The sequence below is a fragment of the Saccharopolyspora ipomoeae genome (assembly GCF_029952525.1).
GTDB lineage: Bacteria > Actinomycetota > Actinomycetes > Mycobacteriales > Pseudonocardiaceae > Saccharopolyspora > Saccharopolyspora ipomoeae.
This window is the reverse complement of record NZ_JASAOF010000010.1, coordinates 75,263-87,158: the sequence shown is the minus strand read 5'-3', so window position 1 is coordinate 87,158 and position 11,896 is coordinate 75,263. Positions and strand designations below refer to the sequence as shown.

General features: G+C 70.1%; 12 protein-coding genes. 7 read left to right on the top strand and 5 right to left on the bottom strand.

The window, feature by feature from the left end:
* Positions 1–58: 58 nt before the first annotated feature.
* Positions 59–883 (bottom strand): HpcH/HpaI aldolase/citrate lyase family protein, encoded by an 825-nt coding sequence (locus QFW96_RS17170; RefSeq protein WP_281456677.1) that lies wholly within the window; start codon positions 881–883, stop codon positions 59–61.
* Between the two features lie 118 nt (positions 884–1,001).
* Between QFW96_RS17170 and QFW96_RS17165 the strand changes: the two genes are divergently transcribed.
* On the top strand, positions 1,002–1,796 hold the full coding sequence (locus QFW96_RS17165; RefSeq protein WP_281456676.1) for a FadR/GntR family transcriptional regulator: 795 nt from the start codon (positions 1,002–1,004) through the stop codon (positions 1,794–1,796).
* 6 nt (positions 1,797–1,802) lie between these two features.
* Here QFW96_RS17165 and QFW96_RS17160 read toward each other — a convergent pair whose 3' ends face one another.
* Both QFW96_RS17160 and QFW96_RS17155 read right to left on the bottom strand, forming a co-directional pair.
* On the bottom strand, positions 1,803–2,030 hold the full coding sequence (locus QFW96_RS17160; RefSeq protein ID WP_281456675.1) for a hypothetical protein: 228 nt from the start codon (positions 2,028–2,030) through the stop codon (positions 1,803–1,805).
* Positions 2,027–3,019 (bottom strand): collagen-like triple helix repeat-containing protein, encoded by a 993-nt coding sequence (locus tag QFW96_RS17155; protein ID WP_281456674.1) that lies wholly within the window; start codon positions 3,017–3,019, stop codon positions 2,027–2,029. Before QFW96_RS17155 ends, QFW96_RS17160 begins: the two co-directional genes overlap by 4 nt.
* A 309-nt stretch (positions 3,020–3,328) precedes the next feature.
* On the opposite strand from QFW96_RS17155, the gene QFW96_RS17150 reads away from it, so the two are divergent.
* The 4 genes from QFW96_RS17150 (at position 3,329) to QFW96_RS17135 (ending at position 6,412) form a co-directional block, all read left to right on the top strand.
* On the top strand, positions 3,329–3,844 hold the full coding sequence (locus QFW96_RS17150) for a hypothetical protein (RefSeq protein ID WP_281456673.1): 516 nt from the start codon (positions 3,329–3,331) through the stop codon (positions 3,842–3,844).
* Positions 3,837–4,808 carry an SRPBCC family protein gene (locus tag QFW96_RS17145; protein ID WP_281456672.1) on the top strand — a complete coding sequence of 324 codons (972 nt, stop codon included), beginning with the start codon at positions 3,837–3,839 and terminating at the stop codon, positions 4,806–4,808. Before QFW96_RS17150 ends, QFW96_RS17145 begins: the two co-directional genes overlap by 8 nt.
* A gap of 139 nt (positions 4,809–4,947) precedes the next feature.
* On the top strand, positions 4,948–5,823 hold the full coding sequence (locus QFW96_RS17140; RefSeq protein WP_281456671.1) for a crotonase/enoyl-CoA hydratase family protein: 876 nt from the start codon (positions 4,948–4,950) through the stop codon (positions 5,821–5,823).
* 64 nt (positions 5,824–5,887) lie between these two features.
* Positions 5,888–6,412: a GtrA family protein gene (locus QFW96_RS17135; RefSeq protein ID WP_281456670.1), complete on the top strand. Its 525-nt coding sequence runs from the start codon at positions 5,888–5,890 to the stop codon at positions 6,410–6,412.
* Here the strand turns inward: QFW96_RS17135 and QFW96_RS17130 are convergent.
* Entirely contained in the window at positions 6,402–7,706 is a 1,305-nt protein-coding gene (locus QFW96_RS17130) for an MFS transporter (RefSeq protein ID WP_281456669.1), read from the bottom strand. The two genes, QFW96_RS17135 and QFW96_RS17130, sit on opposite strands and share 11 nt — an antisense overlap.
* Positions 7,707–7,775: 69 nt before the next feature.
* Entirely contained in the window at positions 7,776–8,774 is a 999-nt protein-coding gene (locus QFW96_RS17125; protein WP_281456668.1) for a hypothetical protein, read from the bottom strand.
* A 116-nt stretch (positions 8,775–8,890) separates the two neighbouring features.
* On the opposite strand from QFW96_RS17125, the gene QFW96_RS17120 reads away from it, so the two are divergent.
* Both QFW96_RS17120 and QFW96_RS17115 read left to right on the top strand, forming a co-directional pair.
* Positions 8,891–10,180, top strand: coding sequence for an MFS transporter (locus tag QFW96_RS17120; protein ID WP_281456667.1), 1,290 nt, complete (start codon positions 8,891–8,893; stop codon positions 10,178–10,180).
* On the top strand, positions 10,177–11,817 hold the full coding sequence (locus tag QFW96_RS17115) for an AMP-binding protein (RefSeq protein WP_281456666.1): 1,641 nt from the start codon (positions 10,177–10,179) through the stop codon (positions 11,815–11,817). Before QFW96_RS17120 ends, QFW96_RS17115 begins: the two co-directional genes overlap by 4 nt.
* The last annotated feature ends 79 nt before the right edge of the window (positions 11,818–11,896 follow it).

The window sequence follows — 11,896 nt, the reverse complement described above, 5'->3', positions numbered from 1 at the left end:
CGGGTGGTCCCGGCCACACCCCGGACACTAATCATCAGACATTTAGAACCGCAAGGGTTCACCGCGGAAATTCGGACTCGCCGGCGCGCAGCAGGATCGCCCGCGCCCGCAGCTCGACCGGGCGGTCGATGAGCTTGCCGTCGAGCACCGCCACTCCCCCGGCACCCGCCGCGACCAGCACTTTCCTGGCCCACTCGACCTCTTCGGCGGTGGGCGCGAAGGCCCGCGAGACCGGTTCGACCTGCGCCGGGTGGATGCAGAGCTTGGCGGTGCAGCCGAGCGAGAGCGCGTGCGCGGAGTCGGCCAGCAAGGTCTCCTCGTCGCGCACGGCGGTGGTGACGCCGTCGATCGGCGCCCCCGCCCCGGCCACCCGCGCGGCCAGCACCAGCGCGGAGCGGGCGTACCGCAGGGCCTCGTTGTCGGCCGGGTCCACGCCCAGCTCGGCGGCCAGGTCGACGCTGCCGAACGCGGGCCGGACCACCCCCGCCACGGCGCAGACCTCGGTGGCCCGGTGGATCCCGAGCGCGGTTTCGACCAGCGGGATGATCTGCGGGTTCGGGCCGAGATCGGCGGCCAGCGCGGCGACCTCCGCGGGGTCCTGGGCCTTCGGGAGCATCACCGGGACGCCGGGCACCGCCGCCACGTCCTCGGCGTACCACGGGGTCGCGGGCGGGTTGACGCGCACGATCACGTTCGACGGCGCGGTCTTCAGCCAGTCCGACACGGCCCGTCGGGCGTCCGGTTTGGACTCGGGCGCGACCGCGTCCTCCAGGTCCAGGACCACGAAGTCCGCGCCGGTCGCGACGGCCTTGCCGAACCGGTCGGGGCGGTCACCGGGGACGAACAGCACGCTGCGGGCACCGATCAGAGATTTCTCACTCATACATCAGACTTTTGCACAACAATCCCGCTCGGGGTAGCCGTGCGGGGATACGATGCAATGGCAGGCAGGGTCGCGACGCGGTCGCGGCACCACGAGGAGCACTCCGGAGCGTGAACAGATGAGCTCGAACCCGGACCGTCGGGGCACCGCCACCGACGCCGCCGACGAGACGCCCCGGAGCGCACCGCGCGCGAACCTGCGGGTGCAGAAGGTGCGGCCCGCCTACCGGCAGGTCGCCGACGAGCTCCGCTCCCAGATCATGCGCGGCACCCTCGAACCCGGCTCCCGGCTGCCCTCGGAGTCCGAGCTGACCGGCATGTTCGGCGTCAGCCGCTCCACCGTCCGCGAAGCGCTGCGCGCCCTCGCCAGCCAGCACCTCATCGAGACCCGGCGCGGCGTGCAGGGCGGATCGTTCGTCGCCGCACCCGAGCCCACCAAGCTCGTCGACGATCTCGGCGGCATGCTCGGCGTTCTCGTCACCACCCCGCAGATGGGCATCGGCGACCTCCTCGAAGCGCGCCTGCTGCTGGAGCCCGCCGCGGCCCGGCTGGCCGCCCAGCGCGCCGACGCCGACACCGTCGAAGCGCTGCGCGCCGCGGCCGAAGCCCCGCGCGATTCCCGCGATCCCAGCGGATTCGTCACGCACATGGACTTCCACACCATGATCCTCATGGCCACCGGGAACCTGATGCTGACGATGATGGGCCAGCCCGTCAGCGACGTCCTGCGCACCCGTCTCGACCGCGCCTCGGTCGCCCCGGAGCAGTGGGACCAGGTCGACTCCTGCCACATCGCCATCACCGACCACATCGCCCGAGGCGAAGCCGCCGAGGCCGAGTCCCTGATGCGCGACCACCTGCTCGACCTCAAGGACCTCTACACCGAGACCTGGCGCGGCTCGACGCAGGACTGAGCCGGGTCAGGTCTCCGGGTCGAGGTGGGCCTGGATCCGGTAGTCGACCCGGACGTCGTGGTAGGTCGTGTTCTCCGCGACCGGGCGCGGGAGGTTCGTGCGGTCGCTTCCGGATGTCGACCGGTCGGCGGCGTCACCGGTGAAATCGACTCGGGTGTCAGGTGCTTCGCGGAACGTCATCTCCTCCGCGCGGACGGTGCTGGTGAAGGTGATGTCCGGGTCTTCGGACGTCATCGGCGGCGCTCCCTCCTGGACGACCGGGAGGTGCTGTCGCGACTGGTGCGCCTGGTCCTGCGCTCGGAATCGGCTGGTGCTCGGCGCTTTCGGGGCCGATCGGAGTCGTCGTCGCTCCCGACCACCTCGCGGGCGCCCTGCCCGACGTCTTCGACGGTGTCGCCCACGTCCTCGACGGCTTCGCCCGCGCCGCTGCCGACCTGCTCGACCGCCTCACCCGTGCTCTCGACCGCGTCACCGGCACCGGAACCGACGTCCTCCACCGCCGATCCTGCTCCCTCACCTACGTTCTCCACAGCCGACCCTGCTCCCTCACCCACGTTCTCGACCGCGCTGCCGGCGCCTTCGCCCACGTCCTTGACCGCCGACCCGGCCCCCTCACCGACGTCCTCGACCGCCGATCCGGCGCCCTCACCGACGCTCTCCACCGCGCTGCCGGCCCCGGCGCCGACCTCCTTGACCGCCGAGCCCGCGCCTTCACCCACGTCCTCGACGGCTTCGCCCGCACCCGCGCCCACGTCCTTGACCGCCGATCCGGCGCCTTCACCGACGTCCTCCACCGCGCGGCCGAGGCTCTGCGTGAGGTTCTCCAGGATCTGCGGGTTGCGGTCGATGGTCGTCAGAACCCGGTCGAGGACCTTGGCGACGTTGTCCAGGCGGACGTCGAGGTGGGCCTGCGCCTCCACGCCCTTGATCTGCAGCGCCACGCGGCCGAGCTCGGCGTCCACACCTACGTTGAGCTTGAGGAGATCGAGAACCTCGGCCTGCAGGGAAACCCGCGCGCGGAGGTTCTCCACCTCCAGGCTGATCTCCTCGACCTTCACCACGGGAATGTCGAGGTACACGTCGGGGTGCTCGTCGTTCGAGCTGTACCCACCGGGCGAGCCGGACCCGTCGGGCGAGCTCGACACCCGCTCCCCCTCGACGCCGGATTCCACCAGCTCCCCGTTGACGCCGTCGTCCTCGAGTCGCTCGTCCCTGTCGGCCATCGTCGAATCCCCCCGTTCCCGCGCGGTCGGCAGGCGCGCCCTGCGCCAGCTCCAGCCTTAGTCGATGGGGCCGCCTGCGGAGAAGAGAACTTCGCCCCTACCCGTCGCGTTGCTGCGCCCCTAGGTTCGGCTCCCTGCACCAGATGCAAACGCACCGCACCGCTGACGCGTGCCACCGGGGACAACGCCGCGCTCGCTCCACTGCGGACGATCAGTGAACTCGATGTGTGGACGCACTCGTCCGGGGGTAGGTCTGACTGGACCGCGCTTCGCGGTCAGCGGATTCCATCGCTCCTGCAGGAGGTCGGGATGAAACAGGGACCTCAGATCGCGACGGCGGTGGCGATCGGGTACGCCCTCGGTCGCAGTCGCCGGATGAAGCTGGCCCTCATGGTCGGCGGGGTCGTTCTCGGGCGCCGCATGGGAGATCCCAAGGAACTGCTGGCCAAGGCCGGCAACACCCTCTCCCCGTCCGGCGAGCTCCGCGACCGCCTCGTCGACGCGGCCAAGACCGCAGCCGTCGCCGCGGCGAGCAGCAAGCTCGACTCCCTGGGCGACAACCTCTCCGAACGCGCCGCGAAGATCCGATCCCCGCAGTCGGATTCTTCGGAATCCGAGGACGAGGAAACGAAATCGACTTCTTCCGAGCAGGACGAGTCCGGTTCGGAGCAGGAACAGCCGAGCGGCGAGAAGCAGGAGCGAACCTCGGCGGCGAAGTCCGCTCGTCCGCCGCGCAAGCCGTCCGCGCCGCGCGCCGCCTCGACGACCCCGCGCAAGAAGGCCGCCGCGTCCTCGTCCAGCAGGTCGGGTGGGAACGATGGCTGAGCGCGAGAAGACCCTGAAGGACGACCTGCCGCTCGATCACCTCAAGGACGCCGGGCAGGAACTGCTCGAAGCGGTCGTCTCCCGCGCCGTCGGCTCGGTCACCGGCAAGGTCACCGGGCTCACCGACAAGCTCACCGGTGTCGCCGACAACGGCGGGTCCGGGCTGACCGCGGCGCTGACCGGCGCCAAGGACCTCGCCGAGGGCAAATCACCGGTCACCTCCGCGCTCAGCGCCGGGATGGCCGGGGTGAAGGACAAGGTCAAGAAAGCCGTCGGTGGCGGTAACGGCGGTGGCGGTGGCAGCGGTGGCTCGAAGGTCGTCAACATCATCGAGGAGGTCGACGTCGGCCTTCCGCTGCGCGTCGTCTACGACCAGTGGACCCGCTTCGAGGACTTCCCCGGCTTCACCAGGAAGGTGGAGAAGGTCGAGCAGGAGTCCGACGAGACGATCTCCTGGCGCGCCCGGATCTTCTTCTCCCACCGCGACTGGGAGTCCACCATCGTCGAGCAGGTCCCGGACGAGCGGATCGTGTGGAAGTCGACCGGCGCCAAGGGCTACGTCGACGGCGCGGTGACCTTCCACGAGCTCGCGCCCACCATGACGCGGATCCTGCTGGTCCTGGAGTACTACCCGCAGGGCTTCTTCGAGAAGACCGCCAACCTCTGGCGGGCGCAGGGCCGGCGCGTGCGCTCCGACTTCAAGCACATCAAGCGGCACATGATGACCAGCACGATCCTCGAACAGGAGGAGGTCGAGGGCTGGCGCGGCGAGATCCGCGACGAGGAGGTCGTCAAGACCCACGAGGAAGCGCTCGACGAGGAGGACCGGGGCCCGGAAGAAGAAGACCAGGCAGAACAGGACCGGGAAGAACAGGGCCAGGAGGACACCGACTACGAGGACGAGGAGCAGGACGAGGAGGAGCCCGAGCGGCGCGTGCCCGCTCAGACCTCCCGCTCGAAGTGACCCCTGCTCCACGACCGCACCGCTGCGACTGCGCCCCGCTCGATGCGGGGCGCAGTCGCGTGATCAGGACCACGGCGACCGACCTCGGGGCTGTGTCAACATCGTTGACGTCACGCCTGCGCAGCACGAGGAGACGAGTGTGGAAACGAGCACCATCCGGCACGACGTCACCGACGGGGTTCTCGTCGTCACGCTCGACCGCCCCGACCAGCTCAACGCCTTCACCCCCACCATGGCCGACGAGCTGGAGCGGACGTTCGTCCAGGTCAACGACGACGACTCGATCCGCGCCGTGGTCGTCACCGGCGAGGGGCGCGCGTTCTGCGCCGGGATGGATCTCAGCAGCGAGGGCAACGTCTTCGGGCTCGACGAGTCGAAGTCGCCGACGCTGGCCGACATGGACGACCTCTCCTCCCCCGAGCTGAGCCGCGTCCGCGACACCGGCGGGCGGGTGACGCTGGCCATCCACGACTGCCGCAAGCCCGTCATCGCCGCCATCAACGGCGCCGCCGTCGGCATCGGGGCGACGATGACGCTGGCGATGGACGCGCGGCTGGTGTCGAGCAAGGCCCGGTTCGGCCTGGTCTTCGGGCGGCTCGGGATCGTGCCCGAGGCCGCGTCGACGTGGTTCCTGCCGCGCATCGTCGGAATGCCCCGGGCCCTGGACCTCGTCTACCGCGCCGACATCCTCGACGCCGCCGCGACCGCCGAGATCGGCCTGGCCAACTCGGTCCACGAGCCCGACGAGCTGCTGCGGGCCGCGCTGGACCTCGCGGACGCCTGGACGAAGGGCAAGTCGCCGGTGGCCACGGCCCTGACCAGGCAGATGATGCGCCGCAACAGCGCCTACGACCACCCCCGCGAGGCGCACCGGATCGACTCGCTGGCGATGTTCCACACCAGCGTCGGCGACGGCAAGGAAGGAGTCGCCGCCTTCACCGAGAAGCGGAACGCCGAGTTCCAGGGCCGCGCCTCGGAGCTGCCCGCCTTCTACGACGAGTGGATGCACCGCTGATCGAACGTTCCCAGGTTCTTCCCAGCTCGTTCACCGCGAGCACGCGCATTTCCCGCCTAACTTGGTGAGCGCAGTCGGGGAGAGCGTGGGAAGGCGGATCATGGGTGGTCTCACCAGGCGGGTCGCCGAGCTCTCGGGGGAGCTCCGCGGCCACGTCGTCGGCCAGGCAGCGCTGTTCACGGGGATCGGCGCGGCCACCACGCTGGGCAACGCGGCGCTGTACGTGCTGCTGCGCGGCACGTTCAGCGCCGGGTTCGCCAACGTGCTCTCGGTGCTGATCACCACGATCGCCAGCAGCCTGGCGCACCGCCGCTGGGTGTTCGCCGGTCGCGACGAGCACCCGATGCGGATGCACGTGCAGACGCTGGCGACGTTCGTCTTCTACTGCGCCTCGAACCAGGTCGCCCTCTGGCTGCTGGGCCTGGCCGTCACCGACCCGTCCAGCACCGCGGAGGCCACCGCCGTCACGGCGATGGCCCTCCTCGGCGGCACCACCAGATTCCTCGCGATGCGCCTCTGGGTCTTCGCCCGCCGCCGGTCCGCGGTGGAGGCACCCGGCCGGTCCGAGGCGCAGGTCGTCACGCGCTGAGGTCGGTGTCCCGGGGCTCGCGGACCGCGGTGGCCGCGAGGAGGGAGATGACGCTGAGCACCATGATGTAGGCGCCGACGGCGTAGGCGCTGCCGGTGGCCTGGGTGAGGGCTTCGGCGATCGTGGGCGCGAACGCCCCGCCGAGGATGGCGCCGAAGGCGTAGCCGATCGAGACGCCGGAGTAGCGCACCTTCGCCGGGAACATCTCCGCGTACATCGCCGACATCGGACCGTAGGAGAGCCCGATGCCGAACGACAGCACCACGATGGCCAGCGCGAACATGACGCCGGAGCCGGTCTCCATCATCAGGAACATCGGCAGCATCCACGCGAACACCGCCGCGTAGCCGATCTGGAAGGTCCGCACCCGCCCGATCCGGTCGGACAGCGCGCCCGCGTAGATGGTGAACACCAGCCAGCCGACGGCGCCGACGATCGTCGCGAGCAGCACCGTAGGCCGCGCGAGGCCGAGCGTCTTGCCGTAGCTGAGGAAGTAGGCGATGACCAGGTAGCCGGCCGCGTTGTTGGCGACGAAGATCAGCGCCGAGAGCACGACGTTGCGGGTGTTGGTGCGGAACAGCTCGCTCAGCGGCGCCGAGGAGTGGGCCTTGCGCTCCAGCATCTCCTGGAACACCGGGCTCTCCTCGACCAGTCGGCGCACCAGGTAGCCGAACACGATGAGCACGACGGACAGCAGGAACGGGATCCGCCAGCCCCAGGCGTTGAACTGCTCCTCGCTGGTCGACGAGCTGATCACCCACAGCACACCGGTCGCCAGGATCAGCCCCAGCGGCACCCCGGTCTGCGGGTAGGCGCCGAAGTAGCCCCGCTTGCCGCGCGGCGCGTGCTCCACGGCCATCAGCGCCGCGCCGCCCCACTCACCACCTGCGGAGAAGCCCTGCACGATGCGCAGCACGATCAGCAGGATCGGCGCCCCGACCCCGATCTGGGCGTAGGTCGGCAGCAGGCCGATCAGGGCGGTGGCCGACCCCATCATGATCAGCGTCATCACGAGCATGGCCTTGCGCCCGAGCCGGTCGCCGAACCGCCCGGCGATCACCGCGCCCAGCGGCCGGAACAGGAAGCTGATCCCGATGGTCGCCAGCGACAGCAGGCTGGCCACGCCCGGCGCGTCCTGGCTCAGCGGCGCGAAGAAGTGCGGCGCGAACACCAGGCTCGCGGCCTGCGCGTAGATGAAGAAGTCGTACCACTCGATGGTCGTCCCGACGAGCGTGCTGGCGAGCAACCGCCGCTCATCGCGGGTACGGCTGACGCGCGGTGGCGAGTCCGACATGGCTGAACCTCGTTGTTCGGTCGTAGTGTCGACTGCCTGTCTAGCCGGGACACCGCCCCAGGTCGAGACCTACCCGCGCACATTTCCGACGAGTTCTCGCTTCCGCCGGCGCACCAGGCGCAGCACCACCCAGGTCAGCAGCGCCAGAACGGCCACCACGAGGTATTCGATGAGCGGGATGCGGACGATCTCGTTCAGGCCGAGCAGCGACCGCCCGGAGTACACCGCGACCGCAGCGGCGAGGTAGAGCGCGGCCAGCACCCAGCGGACGGTCCGGGACAGCCCCAGGCCGTGCATCTGGGTGATCACGAAGACGCCGAGGAAGCCGAACAGGAACATCGGCCACATGCCGTCCGGCCCGGAGTTCATCACCGCCACCAGCGTTCCGTGCACGGCCACGAGCAGTTCGAGGGTCAGCGTCCACCAGCGGTCGGTGTGCGCGCGGGTGAAGAACAGGCTGCCCTGCAACAGCAGCAGGAACATGTAGGCGAAGCCGATCAGGTGCCCGCTGGTGGTCTCCATCGGGTGGTACCAGAAGGTGTAGATCGCGGCCCAGCTGAACAGGTACCCGTGGTACTCGCGGAAGAAGCGGGTGATCTCCGCCGAGATCGGCGCCGGGCGGCCGAAGAACATCCCGCGACGGCGGTTCTCCATGATCAGCACGACGATCAGCAGCAGGATCACCGAGCCCTGCGAGGAGAAGATCGAAACGTCCTGCGCGAGACCGTCGTAGAACACCTGCGTCTGCACCTCGTGCAGCGCGATGAACCCGAGGTGGGCGATCAGCGCGACCACGTTCACCGGGTGCAGGCCGCCGGTGTAGCGGCGCACGTGCCGCTGCGCGTAGTAGATCAGCCCCCACCCGACCAACTGGTGCGCCGCGTACCCGGCCCACGCCGAAGCCCTGGTCCAGAAGGTCGGCTCGGGCAGCTTCCAGTAGTACCAGGAAGCACCTTGATCAGGTGATAACCGCACGTCCCCGAGCCAGAACCCACCGGCCCACACGGCCGCGGTGAGCACCAGGCTCACCACCACCCCCACACCGAGCACAACCCGCGCGCTGTTCACCACGCGCACCATCATCCCGCACGCGGGCCGGTTTCGGTTCGATCGTCCGTTCTTGACCTGGTGTGATCCTGGACGTAGCTTGCCCAGCAAGCGCTTGGTTCGGGGAGGTGTTGGCGGTGGTCGCTGCCGAGGTGGTGGATCGGCGTCAGGTGCGGAAGGTGGCCCTGTCCGGGCTGCTGGGGACCGTGATCGAGTACTACGACTTCCTGCTGTACTCCACGATGGCCGCGCTGGTCTTCGGGACGCTGTACTTCCCCGGGTCGAACCCCGCGGTGTCGACCATCGCCGCGTTCGGGACGCTCGCCGCCGGGTACGTCGCACGGCCGTTGGGCGGGTTGCTGTTCGGCCACTTCGGCGACCGCGTCGGGCGCAAGTCGGCGCTGGTCACGAGCATGGTGCTGATGGGTGTGGCGAGCGTGCTCATCGGCGTGCTGCCCACCTACTCCTCCATCGGACTGACCGCGCCGGTGCTGCTCGTGCTGCTGCGTTGCGTGCAGGGCATCGCCGTCGGCGGCGAGTACGGCGGGGCCGCGCTGATGGTCATCGAGCACGCCGACGCGCGGCGTCGCGGCACCTGGGCGGGGATCATGCAGGCGGGTTCACCGCTGGGCTCGCTGCTGTCCAACGGGGCGGTGGCGCTGGTGACGCTGCTGCCCCGGGAGGACTTCACGTCCTGGGGCTGGCGGGTTCCGTTCCTGGCCAGCGCCGTGCTGCTGATCATCGGGCTGTACGTGCGGCTGAGCGTGGTCGAGAGCCCGCTGTTCCGGCAAGCTTTGGAGAAAGGCGTTGAGCGCGAGCAGGTTCCGCTGCTCCGGGTGCTGCGCGAGCCTCGCGCGGTGCTGCTGGCGTGCGCGGCCGGGATCGGGCCGTTCGCGATGACCGCGCTGATCGGGTCGCACAGCGTCGCCTACGCCAAGGGCCTCGGCTACGACCTGCCGGACATCATGCGGGCGCACCTGCTGATCAGCCTGACCGGGTTGATCGGGATCCCGCTGTTCTCCGCGCTGTCGGACCGCATCGGGCGCCGGCGGGTGCTGCTGATCGGGGCAGCGGGCGCGGTGCTGTTCGCGTTCCCGATGTACGCGCTGCTGGGGATGCGGACGGTGCCCGCGATGATCGCGGCGCTGGTGATCGCGCAGGTCTTCCAGAACCTCATGTACGCGCCGCTCGCTCCGATGCTCTCGGAGATGTTCGGCACCCGCGTCCGCTACACCGGCGTGTCGCTGGGCTACCAGATGGCGAGCCTGCTGGGCGCCGGGTTCACGCCGATGATCGCCGCCGCGATGGTGGCCGGGAGCGGCGGGTCGAGCCTGCCGCTGAGCTGCATCATCGTTGCGGCGGTGGGGATTTCGATCGTCTCGGTGCTGCTGATCTCCGAGACCCGAGGCCGGGACCTGGGCGAGTGAGCACGTTCGCGGAGATCGTGCTCGCGCGGGCCCGCGACTCGAAGACCGGGCTGCGCTTCGGCGACCGGTCGTGGAGCTGGGCGCAGGTGGTCGCCGAGGGGACGCGCCGGGCCGGTCTGCTGCGCCGCCTCGGCGCGCGGCACGTCGGGGTGCTGCTGGAGAACGTGCCGGACTACGTGTTCTGGATCGTGGCCGCGGCGCTGGAGGGCGCGGTGGTGGTCGGGATCAACCCGACCCGTCGCGGGGCCGGGCTCGCCCGCGACATCCGGCACACCGACTGCGATCTCCTCGTCACCGAGGAGCGTCTCGCCGGGCTGCTCGACGGGATCGACCACGGGGTGCCGGTGCTCGACGTCGACGGCGATCTGGACCTGCGCGACGAGGAGCTCCCCTCGCGGGTGCCCGACGCGGACCGGACGTTGCTGCTGCTGTTCAGCTCCGGCTCGACCGGGGCCCCGAAGGCGGTGATCTGCTCGAACGGTCGGCTGGGGGTGCTGGCGGAGTCGCTGGCCGCGCGCACCGAGCTGACCCGGGATTCGGTGTCCTACCTGTGCATGCCGCTGTTCCACGGGAATTCGGCGATGATGAACCTCGCGCCCGCGATGCACGTCGGATCGACCGTGGTGCTGGCGCGGAAGTTCTCCGCATCGGGATTCGCCCGCGACGTCCACCGCTACGGCGTCACGTTCGTCAACTACGTGGGCCGCACGCTGTCCTACGTGCTCGCCCAGCCCGAGCGAGCCGAGGACCGGGACAGCGCGTTGCGGCTCGCCGTGGGCACCGAGGCGTCGCCGGTGGAGGCGGAGCGCTTCGCCGAGCGGTTCGGCTGCCGGGTGTCCGAGGGCTACGGGATGAGCGAGGGCGTCCTGCGGATCAACCGGACTCCCGCCGCTCCCCCGGGCTCGCTGGGCCTGCCGGTCGGCGGCGCCGACGTGCGGGTGCTGCGGCAGGACACCGGAACCGAGTGCGCGCCGGCGGAATTCGACGAGAGCGGAGTTCTGGTCAACGCCGAGGAGGCGGTCGGGCAGATCGTGGCGATCGGCGGCGCGGCGGCGTTCGAGGGCTACTACAACAACCCGGAAGCGCAGGCCGAGCGCGTGCGCGGGGACGACTTCTGGACCGGCGACCTCGCCTACCGCGACGCCGACGGGTTCTTCTACTTCGCCGGGCGCACCGCCGACTGGCTGCGCGTCGACGGCGAGAACTTCGCCGCGGCCTCGGTCGAGCGCGTCCTGCAACGCTGGGACCCGGTCGAGGCCGTCGCGGTCTACCCGGTCCCGGACCCCACGACCGGAGACCAGGTCATGGCCGCCCTCCAGCTCCGCTCCGACTTCGACCCGGACGCCTTCGCGGCCTTCCTCGCCGAACAGCCCGACCTCGGCACCAAGTGGCTCCCCCGCTTCGTCCGCATCACCCCGGAACTCCCCACCACGGCCAGCAACAAGACGGCCAGAACCCCACTCCGCCAAGCAGCCTGGAGAACCGACGACCCCGTCTACTTCCGCCAGGGCCCGACCCCGAGCTACCACCGCCTCACCCCGGAACGCCGCGAGGCGTGGGAGCGGGGCTTCGCCAGCGCCGGGCGCACGGGTGCGGCGCCTCGGGGTGAGACCGGCGACAGTTTTAGCCATAATTGACCCATGATCATGTCCGTTATGTCCGGTCAATTATGGCTAAAACTGTCCGACTGCCGACCCCCACCCCCGTGACGCGCCG

Bases quoted from the DNA above. Each gene is read 5' to 3' on its own strand.
- QFW96_RS17170 (WP_281456677.1), bottom strand. From the start codon at position 883: ATGAGTGAGAAATCTCTGATCGGTGCCCGCAGCGTGCTGTTCGTCCCC.
- QFW96_RS17160 (WP_281456675.1), bottom strand. From the start codon at position 2,030: ATGACGTCCGAAGACCCGGACATCACCTTCACCAGCACCGTCCGCGCG.
- QFW96_RS17145 (WP_281456672.1), top strand. From the start codon at position 3,837: ATGGCTGAGCGCGAGAAGACCCTGAAGGACGACCTGCCGCTCGATCAC.
- QFW96_RS17165 (WP_281456676.1), top strand. From the start codon at position 1,002: ATGAGCTCGAACCCGGACCGTCGGGGCACCGCCACCGACGCCGCCGAC.
- QFW96_RS17155 (WP_281456674.1), bottom strand. From the start codon at position 3,019: ATGGCCGACAGGGACGAGCGACTCGAGGACGACGGCGTCAACGGGGAG.
- QFW96_RS17130 (WP_281456669.1), bottom strand. From the start codon at position 7,706: ATGTCGGACTCGCCACCGCGCGTCAGCCGTACCCGCGATGAGCGGCGG.
- QFW96_RS17150 (WP_281456673.1), top strand. From the start codon at position 3,329: ATGAAACAGGGACCTCAGATCGCGACGGCGGTGGCGATCGGGTACGCC.